The organism is Dorea acetigenes (genome assembly GCF_025567385.1).
GTDB lineage: Bacteria > Bacillota > Clostridia > Lachnospirales > Lachnospiraceae > Claveliimonas > Claveliimonas acetigenes.
Genome location: NZ_JAOQJU010000033.1, coordinates 24,343 through 40,612, shown reverse-complemented (window position 1 = coordinate 40,612; position 16,270 = coordinate 24,343). Strand labels below are relative to the sequence as shown.

Sequence of the window (16,270 nt, the reverse complement as noted above, 5' to 3'; positions counted from 1 at the left end):
CATTGCTTTTTTATTTGCAAAAGTGATGAATGCCTTGAAAATATAAGGTTTTAAAGAAAAATAGGACTGTAAAACTTTACAGTACCTAAATAAAAACGGAGGATTTATCATGAAAATAAGAACCGACTTTGTTACGAATTCAAGCAGCAGCAGTTTTATCATTGCCAGAAAACCCAAAATGAATGACAAGCAAAAAGATGCGATACTTCGTTTTGTGGAAAAGGAACTTCTTGGTAAGAAAATTCTTGGACCAGACAGCACGGAGGAAGAAATTAATAAGATTTTTGAGGAAGAGTGGGAATTTCATGGTAAAGATACACAGGAAAAAGTCAGAGCAGCATTAAAGGCCGGAAAGGTTGTCTATAGCGATTGGGTATCCTTTGAGGAGACAGAATATTATTATGCTGACTTGTTTGAAGAAGTATGGAGAATCATGGAAGAAAACGGAGATGGAGATTTTGAAGGTATTGAAACGGATCTAAGCTATTAAGGGAAACCAGTTATGAAAATTCGAAAAGAAGCTGATTTTATCTCCTGCTTTGATGAGAAGACGGGCAGGTATTTTAGGACAGGGATTCTTGTGAATGGTAAAGAATCTGGAAAAGATCCATTTATGGCATCGTTCCCGGAACTTTTGGACGTCGGTATAATGGGACATTGCATTCACGGAAAGACAGGGCTTTGTTTAAAAGCAGGCGTAGAGTGTTATCAGGATGGTTTGCATGCAAGTCATGCGAATATGTCAGTCGAAGATTTCAAAAGCATTTTGGAGCAATGCAGAGGCAATACCTTCCAGATTGCGCTAGGAGGCTGCGGGGATCCTGACCAACATGAAAATTTTGAAAAAATACTTAAACTTTGTCGTGATTTTCAAATTGTTGTCAATTTTACAACATCAGGATTTGGCATGACGCCAGAATTGGCAGACTTGTGTAAGCACTATTGCGGAGCTGTAGCTGTTAGCTGGTACAGAAGTAAATATACGATGCGTGCTTTGGAGATGCTTCTGGACGCAGGTGTGAAGACGAATATACATTATGTGCTTAGCAGGGATACAGTTGCTGAAGCTGTAGAACGGCTAAAGCTGAAAAAATTTCCGGAGGGGATCAATGCAGTTGTATTTTTGCTTCATAAGCCTGTAGGGTTAGGAACCAGAGAAAAGATAGTCAGTATTGCTGATTCTACGATGAAAGAACTGTTATCCTATGTGAACAGCGATGAAATGACCTATAAAATAGGATTTGATTCATGCACGGTCCCAGCATTGCTGAATTATTCGGAAGGAATAAATATAGATAGCCTGGATACGTGTGAAGGCGGTCGTTGGTCGGCTTATATAACTTCGGATATGAAGATGCTTCCTTGCAGTTTTGATAATCAGGAACAGAGATGGGCTGTGGATTTGAGAAAGCATAGTATTAAAGAGGCATGGGAAAGTAAAGCGTTTGATGAGTTTAGAACCTATTTCAAAAACGCCTGTCCGTCATGCAAGAATCAATATCTCTGCAAGGGTGGATGTCCGATTTGCCCGGAAATCGTTTTATGTACGTCAAAAGACAGGTCATTAATATAGAATGAACTCTCGGATTGCCAGTTGCTCAGTTGATTCGACTGGCTTTTACCCGCAGGGCACAGGCGACGGTAGGTTAAGGTAGCCAAAAGTAGTGTTATATATGAAAAAAGAAAAGCATATGGTAGGATAAAGCAGTCTGAACAGAAGGAAGCTGTCTTATGAAAATGCTGTTATTCGTGTCAGATTTTATTATACCAATGGTAATCTTTGGAATCGTATGCTATGGAATCCTGATGAAAGTAGAAGTCTACGATGTCTTTATAAAAGGAGCCAGGAACGGGTTCTTCACGGTGATTAAGATTATGCCCACGTTAATTGCGCTTATGATTGCCGTGGGGATTTTAAGGGCATCAGGATTCCTGGATATGCTTTCAGCGCTGATTGGGAGATTTACGGATTACATCGGATTCCCCGGCGAGCTGGTGCCGCTTACGGTGGTAAAGATGTTTTCCTCATCCGCCGCCACAGGGCTTCTGCTGGATTTATACAAAGAATATGGGACAGATTCTTATATCGGCAGGATTGCATCTATCAGCATGGCATGTACCGAAACTATTTTTTACACGATGAGTGTGTACTTTATGACAGCGAAAATCTCAAAAACCCGGTATACCCTGCCAGGGGCGTTGTTAGCCACCCTCGCCGGGCTTGTGGCAAGCGTGTTAATTTAGGACGTAGTAAAGTGTCGCTTTACTACGTCCTAAATTAACATTTACCCTGTACCGAAATGAAATTGTTTGCTTTTGCTTTGGGAAATATGCAATAATAATTAGGGAAATATATGATTTGAGAGCGTAAGAAGGGGGCGCGGAAAGATGAATTATACCTATATTTTAAAATGCAAGGACGGAACACTCTATACGGGATGGACGAATGATCTGGATAAACGTGTGAAGGCGCATAACGAAGGGCGGGGCGCCAAATATACGCGCAGCAGGACGCCGGTGGAGCTGGTATATTATGAGACTTTTGAGACGAAGGAGGAGGCGCAGAGACGGGAGTATGCGATAAAAAAGATGACAAGGAGACAAAAGGAAATAATAATTGCGCAGGCAGTAAAATGAAACATTACTGCCTGCGCATTTATTTTTAGAGAAGATAACCATGAAGCACGGCACTTCATGACGGACTTGTCCGCTTTGTTCTGCCTTATACATTTGTCAATTTTTTCTGACCGCAAATCCGACCACAAACTGCAAGATTTTCCAACCGTTCCATCTGGCGGCGTTTTACATTCATGGAAGGATGTACATAGCGCTGAAGGGTAGTAGATACATTAGCGTGTCCCAGTATCTCGGATAAGGATTTGAGATCAAATTCCTGCTCCATACATCTTGTGGCAAATGTATGGCGCAATGCATGATAGTTGTATTCTGATAAATTACATTTGCTTAAAATCCTCTTATATTTCCTGTAGTATCCCCGCGGTTCGAGCCAGGCTTCGCTGTCAGTTAAAATGTAGTAGGAATCTTTCCTCTGATAAGGAGTAAGAAAATTAACAAGAAATGCAGGAAGAGGAATGCTGCGGACAGAGCATTCTGTCTTTGGACGGTCAATAAGAATCTTTGTTTTATGTGCCGCACCGTGAGTTTTGTCCTGGATGCGCATAATCGTGCGCCTGATATATAAAATATTGTTTTCGAAATTAAAATCACCCCACTTAAGAGCGCAGACTTCACCAATGCGAAGCCCCGTGTATAAACTGAGAATGATTCCGATACCGGCAGGTTCAAAATGGGTAAAGATATATTGCTCCAGCTTTTCCTGCTCCTCCACAGAAAGAACCTGTATTTGCGGAAGGGTCTGCCGGGGTTTTTTAATAATGATATGATTGGGACAAGGGTAATTTCTTTCAGCTGCAAATGTCAATGCCAGTTTTAGAATGGACAAAAGATCGGCAACTGTTTTTGGGGATAATGCGCTGCCGTCGGATAGATTTCCGCCGTTTAATTTACCGGCAGTAAAACAAGAAATGTCCTCTGTTGTCAGATTAGACAGAAGAATGTCCCCTAATTCAGAATTAATATGTTTCTGAACCAGGAAACTGTATTTAGCATACGTAGATTCTTTGACAGTGGGCTGTATGGATAACAGCCATTCATTGAGTAATTGACTAACTTTCATCTTATGGCTCCTTTCTGTAAAATATAATGGCATGATTAGTATAATAATGAAAAAAATGATAAAATGGAAAAATTCATAGTAAAAAACGAATAAAACCGCGCATATTACGATAGTTGCATTGATTTTTAAGATTTAAAAGAGTATAGTTTTATTAGATTATTGCATTCCCTGTAATCCGTCATGAAGTGCCGTGCTTCATGGTTATTTTGCGGAAAAGGAGGAGTAAATAATTCAGGTATAAGGGAAAATATTAAGAAAGGAAATCAAAGAAATGAGACAAAAAAAGAAACTGAAAAAAGCTCTGTCGCTTCTGTTGACAGCCGCTATGGTCTTGTCTTTGAATGTTCCGGTATTTGCGGACGAAGCAGATGACGGGAATGGAGAGGATAATGCAACGAATTCGGTACAAGTCTTAGATGCGACAGACGGCGAGGATGTACAGGCAATTGATAATGTGCCGGAAAATGAGGGCGTGAAGGTTGCGAAGATTGGAGATACGGCGTATGCGACTCTGCAAGAAGCAATGGCAGAAGCCGTGTCTGGCAATACGGTTTCTCTGGTCGGTGAGGCTATTGAGAACGAAACGGTTGTTGTCAAAGATGGTATAACTCTGGAGATTGCAGCTGGCGCCAGTCTGAATGGACAAGTCGAAGTCCAGGAGGGCGGTAAGTTGATTGTGAACGGTGCGATTACTTATGATTCGCAAGGGTCTGCAATCATTAGCCGAGGAACAGTCCAAATAGGAGAAGGTGCAGCGGTAACTGCGAAGGATTCCGATAACAATGGGGCGGTTTACATCATAAAAGGAAGCTTTGAGATGAGTGGCGGAACCATTACTTCGGAAAAGAAGTCGACCAATTATGGGCGAGGTCTTGGATTCAACAATAATGCAGATGCTTCAGGAAGCATAACCGGCGGTACTATTAATGCAGTTGATATTGCACTGCTTATCCGCAGTGGTGGCTTGAACAGTGATTTTTCAATTCAGAATGTTATGTTGAATTGTTCTTCTGGAACCAATGTGATTAATGGTACATATCTTTCCAATATTGCCGAGGGTTCATCCGTATATCAAGATGGGAAAACATGGACAATCGGATCGGGTGCAACGAGCAGTGTAAAAACGGAAGATAATGTCTATTATCCGACAGTCGCTGCTGCCTTAAAGGCAGGTACGACAGTAGAAGTGCTGGGAGCGATGACAGAAAATGTAACGGTTCCGGAGGGAAAAACGCTGACGGTTAACGAAGGTGCTGCGATTGCAGGGAGAGTTACCAATAATGGAACATTAGTCGTAAATGGCGCTATAAGTGGAAATGTTGTAAATAATGGTTCTATGGAAGTGAAAGGCATAGTTTCAGCTGTGTCCGGAAATGCGATTACCAGTAGTGGCAAGCTTATAATGAATGAAGGAAGCACGGTGAGCGCTACTAACATTTCTAACGGGGCTGTGAGATTAACCGGCGGAACATTTACGATGAATGGCGGGACGATTGACGGAGCAACTGAGTCTATAAGCAGTAGCCGTGGATTGTATATTCCAGCAGATGCAGGCGTAGATGCAGTGATTTATGACGGTGAAATTTATGGTACGAATTATGCAGTTGTAAATTACGAGGGCAATACCTTAAGATTGGAAGGCGGCACGTTTAAATCTGACGATTATGGAAATACCAAGATGTTCTATCGCTTTGAGGATGTTAAGATTATTGAAGGAAAGAGTTATCAGAGCAGCTCGACAGAAGAATTTTATACGTTGGCGATTGTTTCTGCTGTTGCAAAAGCATCTAACGCTGGCGAAGTATCTTCTTACTATGCAACTTTGAATGACGCACTGAAATCCGGAATGCCTTCTGTTGAACTTCTTACAAATATAGAAGAAGATGTTGTAATTCCGGAGGGTGTGACGCTGACGGTTAAGGATGGCATAAAAATCAATGGAAAAGTTACGGTTCACGGAACTTTAAATATGACAGGCGGAACGATTGAAAAAGTGAATGCCGGAGCAAATGGTGTTGTATATGTTACTGGAACAGGAACATTGAACATGAGCGGAGGAGAGATTCTCGGAATGACTCAGGGACCGCTTACGAATGATTATTTTCGTGGCGTGACTTTGGATGCTGACGCTACAGCGAATATTTCCGGTGGAAGCATCTGTGGTTATCAGTATGCAATTGTATTTCGTGAAGGCGCTAATGTGAAAGTTTCCGGTGGTACATTTACAAATGATACAATAAGAAACGAGTCCGTTATCTATAACTGGAAGGATACCTATTTAGCTGCCGGTGTGGCATTGGAGAAGGTAACGGCTCATAAATGGCAGGTGGGTGATTTTTCTGCATCTGTAACAAATGCAACGGGAGATGAGACCTACTATGCATCTCTGGAAGAGGCTGTTGCGGCGGCAAGTGATGATGCAACTGTAACACTGAAGAAGAATGTAGAAGTCAGCTCAATTGTAATTGCAAAACCGATGACACTGGATTTCGCAGGGTATACAGTTACGAAAAACGTGAAAGACGAAGAAGGAACGGTATCCTATGCGCTGGGAATTACGGCAGATGTAACGCTGAAGGATGGAACGATTACATGTGATGCTACGACCTATGGTGCTGGGGAAACGCGGTATGCAGTAGTTCCCATTCTTATTGATGGAACAGAGACGGATGTGGTTCTGAATGGAATTACAGTAGAAAAGAGTTACAATGGAATCCAGGTGAACGCAGGGAATACTGTTACTTTGGATAACAATAGTGCTGTAACAGGAGAGAATTTTGGAATCCGAAGCCTGGGTCAGGTGACTATGAACAGTGGAACGGTGACAGGTGGTGAGATTGGAATTCTTGTGACCGGAACAAGTGGTAACCTTACTATGGTCGGCGGAGAAGTTATTTCAAATACGGAAGAAAGTGTAGGCGTACAGGTTCAGTTGGGAGCTAATATGTCTATGACCGGTGGTAAAGTAAACGCGGATGCTGCAAAATCTACAGGAATAATTGTTATTGATGCAAATAGTGGAGAGAAAACAAGCGCACAAATCAAAGGAGATAGCGAGGTATATGGTTCTGGCACCGGAATCTGTATTGCTGGAAACTGCAGTTATGGTAATGATGCGCCTTATCCTGCAGAAGTTACCGTTTCAGGCAATGCAAGAGTGTATGGTAAAATATTAGAGGATGAAGTGGGCGGTACTGGTATCTATATTGTCGGAAACGGAGCTGTTTTAAATGTACAGGAAAACTGTACCGTTGAAGGAAGCTGGTTTGCTATTTCCGGAAATGGAAGTTATGGCGGACAGACGGATAATGGGCAGACAGTGATTAATATCAGCGGAGGAACTGTTGATGGACATGGTTCTACTGCAATTTATCAGCCGCAGTATGGTAAGCTGAATGTGACCGGAGGAACTATTAAAGGAATAACGGGAATTGAAATCCGTGCAGGTGAGTTAGACGTATCTGGAGGCGAGATTACTGGTACTGCAGAGCGGACGGAAACAAAGCCAAACGGCAATGGTACAACAACAATTGGCGCTGCTGTGGCAGTGGCACAGCATAACACAAAGCGTGATATAACGGTAACGATTTCCGGCGGAACATTGACGGGATGTACAGCATTGTGTGAGAAAAATACACAGAAGAATGGAACGGCAGATGTTGAAAAAATTAAGATGACTGTAGACGGCGGTACCTTTATTACTACAAATAAGGATGAGGATGCAGAAGCTATTGTAAGCGAAGATTGCAGTAACTTTGTAAATGGCGGAAAATTTTCCGCACCGGTTTCTTACAAGTATTGCCAAGAAGGGCTTGCTTCAGCGGAAGTCGATGGTGAGTCTGGCATGTGGACGGTAACGGCTCTGAAAGAGGGACAGTATGACATCTCTGCATATCGCAGTGAGGAGACATACACTTATCCAACGAATGAAAATGGGGATCTCTTTGCCGGATGGTTTGAAGATGCTGAGCTTACGGAGCAGTTGACAGATTCCAGCGTTACTACCGGAAGATATTATGCGAAGTTTGTGGATAAGAGAGTTTTGGAGGTGAGATACCAGCGCGCTTCCTATAATAAAGATGGAAGTATGGTTTATAACATTCGTATGTATTCAGCGTTGGATTCATTAGATTACTCTTTAGCAGGATTTATTATAAACAATGGAAGCAACGAGTGGAATGAGCCTATTAAGAAGGTATATACCTCTTACAATGGAATTAAGCCGACACAGATTGGAGGAGATCAAGCGAAATATCTGTTTGTGTACACGCTTGAAAATGTATCGCCTGGTACAACGCTGACAATTACTCCATATTGGACAACGATGGATGGTACAACTGTTATGGGTACTACAGCGACGATACAAGTTCCTTAATAGCAGATGCAGAGATTCATAGAATGGCTGTTTAAGGTGGAGGTGAATGCAAAATGAACAAGAAAGACTATATAACCCCAGAGATGGAAGTTGTTATGTTTAATGTAGAGGATATTATGAAGACCAGTGGACTGGGTAACGGAGGAGATGTGAATACTGACGATGGAAGCGATTATGGTGAGATTATAAATCCTAATGGAAGTTTCTGATTTCATAATTTAATATTCCATTACAAAGCCTGGGAGCAGGGATACCTGCTCCCAGTTTTAAATAGTTTGAAAGGGGTAACGGCGTTTTATGAAAAAGAAAAAGATTTTAATTATAATGGTTGCGGTAATTGCAGTATTGGCAATTGTCATAGCTTTTGCTTTAAATCGGAAGTCGGACACATCGCCGCAGGCAGATACGGATTCTACAAAAGAGGTATCAACAACAGAAGAGGCGGAAGATTCCGAGGAAGGTCAGGATCAGGCAACGGCATCCGACGGAACGCCGGAACCGTCGCAGGAAATGGAAGTAGTGGATGAGAGCGTACCGGCAGATTCAGGCAGTTATGGTGAATTGTTTGGAGATGAGGATGGAAGTTCCGGAGAAGGAGCTTCAGAAGATGAATTGGATTGGTCGGAATTGCAAGAATAGAGAAAAAACGGCGGAGAAATACTCTGCCGTTTTCTGCAATATAGGGCATTTAAGACGGATTTGCCCGCTTTATCACGGCGTAAGAAATCCGGCATCGTTCATTTTGCTAATCAGGTTCTTTACATCTATAGCCGCCTGCTCTCGGCTGATATCATAATCAGAAGTAAGCTTGTCAACAATTTCATTTTCGGATAAACCGTCCTGCAGTCCAAGCCAGATGTCACGGCCTGTGTCATTTAGGGTCACCATTCCGTGAAAAGATTTGCTTGCCTCGCCGGTAGCGATTACCATTGCCTGCCCGGCAATTTCCCGAAGTACGAATCCCTTTTTTATTCTCATGAGTAGTCTCCTCCCGTGCGTTTTCTTTCATTATACGGTTAATTGGGGACGTAGTAAAGTGTCACTTTACTACGTCCCCAATTAACTTTTGCCCTGTACCTAACTGGCTTTTGCCCTGTACCTTACAGTACAAATACATACATTACAACGAAATGGCAGGCGCTGCCGCCCATAACGAACAGGTGGAAGATTTCGTGGCTTCCGAAGTTCTTATGTCTGTTGTTGAAGATGGGCAGCTTCAGTGCGTAGATTATGCCTCCGATGGTGTAAATGATTCCTCCGGCGAGAAGCCAGCCGAATGCCGCCGGGGACATGGAGTTTAAAATCTGGGTGAATGCCAGGACGCAAGTCCAGCCCATGCCGATATATAATACGGAAGACACCCATTTGGGGCAGTATACCCAGAATGCTTTTATCAGAATTCCTACCAACGCGATTCCCCAGACGATGCTAAGAAGAATGGCACCTGTCTTTCCGCCGAGAACCAGAAGGCATATAGGTGTATAGCTTCCGGCTATCAGGATAAAGATCATCATATGGTCTAATTTTTTCAAAATGGTATTAATCTTATACGAGCGGTCGAATGTGTGGTAACTGGTGCTTGCCGCATATAATAAGATCAGGCTCACTGCATAAACTGCAATGGAGATGATATAAATCCTGCCCGGTTCATGCGCTGCCTTTATTAACAGTGGGACAGCGGCAAAAATTGCCATCATCATGCCGATGAAATGGGTGATTGCGCTTCCCGGATCCTTGATGTGTGTTTTGATTGTCTGTGCCATAATATCACTCCTAGAAATTAAAAATATATAATGTAGTTTTTAAAACTACGTGTTGCATATAAGTATATTATATCCGGTAATATAAAAAATGCAACCCCGTTTTCAAAAAATTAAGTTGGTAAATAAAACTGGACTGGTTAAAATGCGTATAACTGGCTGTTTTTCATGAACCAGAATGATGATATGATTGATAAAATCAGGAAAGAGAAGGAGTCGATGAATTATGATGCAAACGAAAGTAGCACAGGATGAAAAAGTAAAGACAATGGTAATTACAGCAATATTTGCGGCGATTACTTTTTTAGGAATACAGGCATTCCGGATTCCCTTGCCGGCGGCAGTCGGGACGCCGTTTGTCCATTTCGGACATATTTTTGTTGTGATGGGCGTGCTGCTGCAGGGAGGAAGAAGAGGAGCGGTGTCAGGAACCATAGGGTTGGTGCTGTTTGATATTTTGAATGGTTATATGCAGGATGTCCCGCAGGTATTTCTTGAAACAATCATAAAGTGTTTGCTTGTGGGAATGATTTTTGCTATCCTTAAGAAAAAGGCAGAGGGAGACAGCAGAAAGGAATATACAGCGGCGGTAGTGTGTGCGTTTATTTACGGATGCATGAATGTTGTCATAGAATTTGTTATGGGAATCGTAGAGATGATGATTCTGGGAAGCGGATTCGCAGCGGCAGCGGCAGGGTCTTTGGCGTCGATTCCGGCAACTGTAATTAATGCGGTCTTTATGATTGCGGCAATTGCGGTGCTTTACAAACCGGTTCATAAGCTGTATCTGCGGGCGGTGTAGTCTTCGGATCTGTTTTGGCGGATAGGAGAGCGTGGATGGACTGGATTTTAGATTTTGACGCAGGGATACTGCTGTTTATACAAGAATATATACGTCAGGATTTTCTGACACCTTTGGTAAAGTTTATTACACACCTGGGGGATGCCGGATGGTTTTGGATTGCATTGTCTGTAGTGCTTCTGTTTTTTAAAAAGACAAGGCGGGCGGGGATTACGGCTCTCTTAGCGCTGCTGATTGGCGCGTTGATTACGAATGTGGCGCTTAAGAACCTGGTTGCCAGAATCCGGCCTTATGAAGTGATAGAAGACTTGCATCTGCTGATTGAGAAGCAGAGTGATTATTCCTTCCCTTCGGGGCATACATGCGCCTCCTTCGCGGCGGGGCTTGTCTATCTGAAGATGCTTCCCCGCAGATACGGGGTGGCTGCCATTCTATTAGCGGTGTTGATAGCCTTTTCCAGGCTGTATGTGGGAGTGCATTATCCGACGGACATCCTTGGTGGGATTCTTGTTGGAAGCTTTGCCGCCTGGGCGGCGTACCGGCTGAGCGAGAGGATTGGGAAGAAATATTATAACGCTAAGTAATTAAACAGCATGGCTTGTAAACCTCAAACTGGTATGGTATGTTATAAATAGCAGAAGAATACTCTGCTGATGATACAGCATATCAAAAAGGTGGTGAATCCTTTGGGAGTAAAAGATACAGTAACAACAAAATACATGAGACAGAATGAAATCTTTGCCGATGCCTTTAATTATTTTGTATATGGCGGAGAGCAGGTTATCAATCCGGAAAGCCTGGAGGAACTTGATACCCGTGAGATAGATGTTCCCTATGGTGGAGAAAAGGGTGCGAAACAGCCAGTGCAGAAAACCAGGGATGTTATTAAATCGGTCATTGCGATGATGGATAAACGCACTGCATATCTGCTTCTGGCAATCGAGAACCAGTCCAATATTCATTATGCGATGCCGGTAAAAAATATGGTTTATGACGCACTCCAGTACGCAAAACAAGTGGAGGAAGCGGCAGCTTCCCATAAATTGTCCGGTGATTATAAAGGTGTTGACAGCGATGAATACCTGTCTGGCTTTATGAAAGCGGATCATTTGCTACCGGTAGTAACATTGGTCATATATTTTGCTTCCAAAGAATGGGATGGTCCATTATCTATTCATGAGATGTTTGCGGGGCAGGATGCAAGGGTTTTAGCCTTTGTGCCGGACTACAAAATAAATTTGATAGCCCCGGCTGCTATAGAGGACAGTGAATTTGAGAAATTCCAAACAACATTAAAAGAGGTGCTGTCCTTTATTAAGTATTCTGGCAATGCGGATAAACTGCAGGAAGTGATAGGTATAGATGAAAAATTCAGACATTTGGGTAGAAATGAAGTTGATGTACTTAATGCCTGTGTAAATGCTAATTTGACAATGAAGAAAGGTGAGGAGGTGCTTGATGTGTGTCAGGCTATTCAGACAATCGCTGACAGAGCAGCGGAACAAAAAAGAATGGATACTCTGTTAGATAACGTAAAAAAACTTATGGAAAGAATGGGATGGTCTGCGGAGCAATCCATGGATGTGTTGAGTATTCCTGAAAGTGACCGAAATTCACTTGCGCAAAGGCTCAAATAAAATGAAAAGCTGAACAGTAAGATAGATGAACCGCTCCCTGTCAAGTAGACAGTGGAAAAAATAAAAATTTTAGCTGCCAACCACATTTTTGTGGTTGGCAGTATTCTTATGCCGCACATGTTAAATGTTTTCTATATTCTATTGGCGTTATACGGTTTAGACGTTTTTGATACTGGTGATTATTGTAGTATTCTATGTAATCACATACTGCTTCTTTTAATTCATCGTAGGTATGAAATATTTCTTTAGATAATACATTTCGGATTTCAGCATCCCCCAGAACGCTTCCATTGGACCATTATCTATGCATCGGGATACTCTTGACATGCTTTGCGTCATTCCTATTTGAACTTCCAATAACAAAAGAAACGATGCTTTTATCTGCCAAATCCAAAATGGCGCTCAGGTATGCTTTCCCATTGATTCCATATTTTTTCTGGATTTCCCTTAACGTCCCTTTGCCAGAAAGATAATCGTAGACAGCGCTGCGTTTTGTTTCCGCCGAATAGGAGCTGAGCTTTTGGGTAGTTTTAGTCCTTTAGCCCCCAAAGACTGATATATTGTTGCCCATTCGATAATCCTCGTTCCATTCGTTCCCAAGTTTCGGGCAATACTTTCTGTTGAACAGCTTCCTTCCAGATATTTTGTAACGGCAGCTAATTTCATCTCAAAAGAGTATTTTGAATGTTGTCCCATAAAATATGCTCCTCCTTATAGTGACAGTTTTATTATTTTACCTGTCTACCATAAGGGGAGCATATCAGAAAAGATATTGTTCGGCTTTTGGATTTAAGTAATAGATAATCTATATTGTCTCTATTATTCTCTTCCCCACTTCTAATAATTTTCTGCTTTCCTTTCAAAGTAAGCCTTAGGATGTGCACATACCGGGCAGACTTCCGGCGCCTCTTCGCCATAGTATATGTATCCGCAATTGCCGCACTTCCAGCCCAGAGGAGCATCGCCCTTGAAGGTCTCACCCGCGGTATAGTGTTCGAGCAATTTCTTGTAGCGTGCCTCATGAGCGGCCTCTACCTTTGCCACGCCCTCGAATTTGGCAGCCAGTTCTTCAAAACCTTCTTCGCGTGCTTCTTCTGCCATGCGTTTGTACATCTCGGTCCACTCATAATTTTCGCCTGCGGCAGCATCTTCCAGATTCTCTGCTGTATCGCCGATGCCGTGGAATTCTTTGAACCACATTTTTGCGTGTTCTTTTTCCTGCTCGGCAGTCTCAAGAAAGATGTTGGACATCTGAACGAATCCGGCCTTCTTTGCTGCGGAAGCGTAATACGTGTATTTATTGCGTGCTTCCGATTCCCCTGCAAATGCTTCCATTAAGTTTTTTTCTGTTTTGGTTCCTGCATATTTTGACATACCTTACCTCCATATCGAAATTACAAAAAGATTTTCAACTACACTACAAGTATAGCATTTGCTATGTGAAAGTGGTATCATATTTTTCGAGAATTCTATGCAACAATTCTCTTTCTTTTTGCCTCTTATATATAGAAGGAACTTTAGAGTACGTATTCTAAAAAAGGGTAGGTGTGGACCCGGGAGGGTGGACGATGAAATGTGATGCAAAGGCATTTGCCAAAATGTACGAGACAGTCTACAGAGATTTATACCGGTTTGCGCTCTGTACGATGAAGAACTCCCATGATGCGGAGGATGCGGTGAGTGAGGCGGTGATGAACGCCTATGAGCATATTGCATCTTTGCGGAGTGAAGAGTCGTTCAGGAGCTGGATATTTACCATCCTGGTAAATGTATGCAGAAAACGGCTTAAGAAACAGGCGCGGCAAACGGTGAAGGAGGATGCAGCTTTCTTTGAACGTGAAGAGGAAACAGAGCCGGGAAAGAGTCCGGAATATGAACTTTCCATGGATCTTAAGAAGGCATTTTCCGTATTGTCGGAGGAAGAGCGGGCAGTGATCGGACTGTCGGTATTCAGCGGTTATCGGAGCGAAGAGATTGGGCGTATGCTGGGACTTAAGGACAGCACGGTGCGCTCGAAGAGGAAGAGGGCGCTTCGGAAAATGGAGATTTTGCTGAAAGATTCTTAGAAGGGAGAAGGAAGCATGGAAAACAGAGAGCGTGAGATGTTGGATGAATTAAGGGACATGGCGGAAGAGATTCAGGTTCCCGAAGGATTGACGCCGGATGCTGTAGAGAAGAAGCTTCTGGAAGTGGACGAGCGGAAGCCTGCAAGAAAGCGGCGCCGCATTTTGACAGTCGGGCTTGCGGCGGCATGCTGCCTGCTTGTATGCGGGGCTGTTTACAGGATATGGAGCCAGCAGAATGCGGGCGCCGGGGAAGGCTTCCTTTTTACAGAAGACCGGAAGACGGACGGCGTGATAGAGACGGCGGAGAGCTATAAGGAGGTTTATAAATACGCGAAGAGGTATGAGTACTATGGAGGGGGAGACGACGCTGTAGACACAGGCGCGGAAATGACTACGTCGGATAGTATGACAGAGGCGGCGGACGGAGCGTCAGAAGATACAAAAGCAAGCTCCGCAGAGTATTCGGATACAAATGTGCGCCAGGAGGGCGTGGACGAAGGGGATGTAGTGAAGACTGACGGGAGATACCTGTTTACACTGGCGGAGAACAGGAATAAGATTGCGGTGATAGATACGCAGAATGGTCTTGCAAAGGCAGGGGAAATCCGGATGGGGGAAGATGAGTATATCTGTGAGTTTTATATAAGAGATGGCAAAGCGATCGTGATTTTGAGGAAAGACTGGTATAGCGAAGCGGATATGGAGGAATTCTATTATTTCCAACATGGAAGTACGACGGTGAGGACTTATGATTTGCAGGACATTTCCCAGCCGAAACTGATCGGCGAGGTGACCCAGAGCGGAGACTATTCTTCGTCCAGAATTTCGGGAGAATATCTCTATCTGTTCAGCCAGTATTACATTTCTGAAATGGAAAAGGATATTCCGGAGACCTTTATTCCGGTAATAGCGGAGAAGACCATCCCGGAAGAGGATATTTATCTGCCGGAGGAAGATTCAGCGTGCATGTATGAGCTGGTGACGGCTATCCATCTGGAGAATCCGGGAGAAGTGGCGGACAGCAAGGCAATCCTTGGTAAGGGCGGAGAATTGTACGTGAGCGGTCAGAATATTTACTGGTATGAAACGGAATGGGAGAGCGGCTGGAGCGGCAAAGTGATGACGAATATTCGGAAGCTTTCGTATCAGGATGGGAAGATTGAGGCGGTAGCGCAGGGAGAGATTCCGGGTTACATTAACGATTCCTTTTCCATTGATGAGTATAATGGATATCTGCGGATTGTGACGACAAATGAGGATACCAATGGCGTCTATGTGCTGAATGAGAAGATGGAAACGGTGGGAACGATTGAAGGGCTTGCGCAGGATGAGAGAGTATATTCCGCCAGATTTTTCGGAGACACGGGATATTTTGTTACCTTCCGGGAGACGGATCCTCTTTTCAGCGTGGATTTATCCGACCCGCAGAATCCGCAAATTGTAGGAGAGCTTAAGATTCCGGGCTTTTCAGAATATCTGCATCCATATGGAGAGAATCAGCTGCTGGGAATCGGTATGGCGGCGGATGAAGAGACGGGAATTACGGATGGTGTGAAGCTGTCCATGTTCGACATCAGTGACAGAACGGATGTGAAAGAAAATAATGTCTTTGTTATGGAAAATGTGTACAGCACGGACGTTTTCTACAATTATAAGGCGGTAGTGATTGACAGTGAGAAGAATCTGATCGGATTTTCCGGGTACACGGAGGGAGGTGAGACATATTTCGTATTTTCCTATGATGCGGAAAATGGTTTCGTCTGCAGGCTTCAGGAGATGGTGAATGGAAACAGTTATGCAGAACCCCGGGGAGTCTATATTGGAGACGTTCTTTATATCGTCAAAGGAAATATTATCGAAGCTTATGATTTGAACAGCTATAGTAAAGTGGGAGATATCATCATATAGCGTAACAGCATCGTAGATGCGTTTT

The 16,270-nt window shown here is 43.3% G+C and carries 18 protein-coding genes; 12 read left to right on the top strand and 6 right to left on the bottom strand.

Features of this window, described 5'->3' with window-relative positions; all coding sequences use genetic code 11:
- Window positions 1-109: 109 nt before the first annotated feature.
- The 4 genes from OCV99_RS16215 (at window position 110) to OCV99_RS16200 (ending at window position 2,637) form a co-directional block, all read left to right on the top strand.
- Window positions 110-490 carry a hypothetical protein gene (locus OCV99_RS16215; protein WP_158371892.1) on the top strand — a complete coding sequence of 127 codons (381 nt, stop codon included), beginning with the start codon at window positions 110-112 and terminating at the stop codon, window positions 488-490.
- A gap of 12 nt (window positions 491-502) precedes the next feature.
- Window positions 503-1,573, top strand: coding sequence for a radical SAM protein (locus OCV99_RS16210; RefSeq protein ID WP_158371890.1), 1,071 nt, complete (start codon window positions 503-505; stop codon window positions 1,571-1,573).
- A 158-nt stretch (window positions 1,574-1,731) separates the two neighbouring features.
- Entirely contained in the window at window positions 1,732-2,244 is a 513-nt protein-coding gene (locus OCV99_RS16205; RefSeq protein WP_158371888.1) for a spore maturation protein, read from the top strand.
- 144 nt (window positions 2,245-2,388) lie between these two features.
- Window positions 2,389-2,637 carry a GIY-YIG nuclease family protein gene (locus OCV99_RS16200; RefSeq protein WP_158371886.1) on the top strand — a complete coding sequence of 83 codons (249 nt, stop codon included), beginning with the start codon at window positions 2,389-2,391 and terminating at the stop codon, window positions 2,635-2,637.
- 85 nt (window positions 2,638-2,722) lie between these two features.
- Here the strand turns inward: OCV99_RS16200 and OCV99_RS16195 are convergent, their stop codons facing one another.
- A complete protein-coding gene (locus OCV99_RS16195; protein ID WP_262575953.1) occupies window positions 2,723-3,697 on the bottom strand; it encodes a tyrosine-type recombinase/integrase in 975 nt (324 codons plus the stop codon).
- Between the two features lie 271 nt (window positions 3,698-3,968).
- On the opposite strand from OCV99_RS16195, the gene OCV99_RS16190 reads away from it, so the two are divergent.
- The 3 genes from OCV99_RS16190 to OCV99_RS16180 all read left to right on the top strand — a co-directional run bounded on the left by OCV99_RS16190 (window position 3,969) and on the right by OCV99_RS16180 (window position 8,711).
- Window positions 3,969-8,072 (top strand): beta strand repeat-containing protein, encoded by a 4,104-nt coding sequence (locus OCV99_RS16190; RefSeq protein ID WP_158371882.1) that lies wholly within the window; start codon window positions 3,969-3,971, stop codon window positions 8,070-8,072.
- 53 nt (window positions 8,073-8,125) lie between these two features.
- Window positions 8,126-8,281, top strand: coding sequence for a hypothetical protein (locus tag OCV99_RS16185; RefSeq protein ID WP_262575951.1), 156 nt, complete (start codon window positions 8,126-8,128; stop codon window positions 8,279-8,281).
- Between the two features lie 88 nt (window positions 8,282-8,369).
- Window positions 8,370-8,711 carry a hypothetical protein gene (locus tag OCV99_RS16180; protein WP_158371880.1) on the top strand — a complete coding sequence of 114 codons (342 nt, stop codon included), beginning with the start codon at window positions 8,370-8,372 and terminating at the stop codon, window positions 8,709-8,711.
- A gap of 72 nt (window positions 8,712-8,783) precedes the next feature.
- Here OCV99_RS16180 and OCV99_RS16175 read toward each other — a convergent pair whose 3' ends face one another.
- The gene (locus tag OCV99_RS16175; RefSeq protein ID WP_158371878.1) at window positions 8,784-9,050 is read right to left on the bottom strand and encodes a PqqD family protein; all 267 of its coding nucleotides are present in this window, start codon (window positions 9,048-9,050) and stop codon (window positions 8,784-8,786) included.
- 122 nt (window positions 9,051-9,172) lie between these two features.
- Entirely contained in the window at window positions 9,173-9,835 is a 663-nt protein-coding gene (trhA, locus tag OCV99_RS16170) for a PAQR family membrane homeostasis protein TrhA (RefSeq protein ID WP_158371876.1), read from the bottom strand.
- 223 nt (window positions 9,836-10,058) lie between these two features.
- Here trhA and OCV99_RS16165 point away from each other — a divergent pair, with 223 nt between their 5' ends.
- The 3 genes from OCV99_RS16165 (at window position 10,059) to OCV99_RS16155 (ending at window position 12,271) form a co-directional block, all read left to right on the top strand.
- Window positions 10,059-10,634: an ECF transporter S component gene (locus OCV99_RS16165; RefSeq protein ID WP_262575947.1), complete on the top strand. Its 576-nt coding sequence runs from the start codon at window positions 10,059-10,061 to the stop codon at window positions 10,632-10,634.
- A gap of 35 nt (window positions 10,635-10,669) precedes the next feature.
- Window positions 10,670-11,218 (top strand): phosphatase PAP2 family protein, encoded by a 549-nt coding sequence (locus OCV99_RS16160; RefSeq protein WP_158371874.1) that lies wholly within the window; start codon window positions 10,670-10,672, stop codon window positions 11,216-11,218.
- Between the two features lie 93 nt (window positions 11,219-11,311).
- Complete coding sequence (locus OCV99_RS16155; protein WP_227192925.1) at window positions 11,312-12,271, top strand: Rpn family recombination-promoting nuclease/putative transposase; 960 nt, start codon at window positions 11,312-11,314, stop codon at window positions 12,269-12,271.
- Window positions 12,272-12,377: 106 nt separating this feature from the next.
- Here OCV99_RS16155 and OCV99_RS18435 read toward each other — a convergent pair whose 3' ends face one another.
- The 3 genes from OCV99_RS18435 to rbr form a co-directional block, all read right to left on the bottom strand.
- Window positions 12,378-12,512, bottom strand: a complete 135-nt coding sequence (locus OCV99_RS18435; protein WP_416810602.1) for an IS3 family transposase — start codon at window positions 12,510-12,512, stop codon at window positions 12,378-12,380.
- A 206-nt stretch (window positions 12,513-12,718) separates the two neighbouring features.
- Window positions 12,719-12,967 carry a transposase gene (locus tag OCV99_RS16145; protein ID WP_158371872.1) on the bottom strand — a complete coding sequence of 83 codons (249 nt, stop codon included), beginning with the start codon at window positions 12,965-12,967 and terminating at the stop codon, window positions 12,719-12,721.
- A 141-nt stretch (window positions 12,968-13,108) separates the two neighbouring features.
- Window positions 13,109-13,645, bottom strand: a complete 537-nt coding sequence (gene rbr / locus OCV99_RS16140) for a rubrerythrin (RefSeq protein WP_158371870.1) — start codon at window positions 13,643-13,645, stop codon at window positions 13,109-13,111.
- Window positions 13,646-13,839: 194 nt separating this feature from the next.
- Here rbr and OCV99_RS16135 point away from each other — a divergent pair, with 194 nt between their 5' ends.
- Both OCV99_RS16135 and OCV99_RS16130 read left to right on the top strand, forming a co-directional pair.
- Window positions 13,840-14,337 carry an RNA polymerase sigma factor gene (locus tag OCV99_RS16135; RefSeq protein ID WP_158371868.1) on the top strand — a complete coding sequence of 166 codons (498 nt, stop codon included), beginning with the start codon at window positions 13,840-13,842 and terminating at the stop codon, window positions 14,335-14,337.
- Window positions 14,338-14,352: 15 nt separating this feature from the next.
- Window positions 14,353-16,245, top strand: a complete 1,893-nt coding sequence (locus OCV99_RS16130) for a beta-propeller domain-containing protein (protein WP_158371866.1) — start codon at window positions 14,353-14,355, stop codon at window positions 16,243-16,245.
- Window positions 16,246-16,270 lie beyond the last annotated feature (25 nt).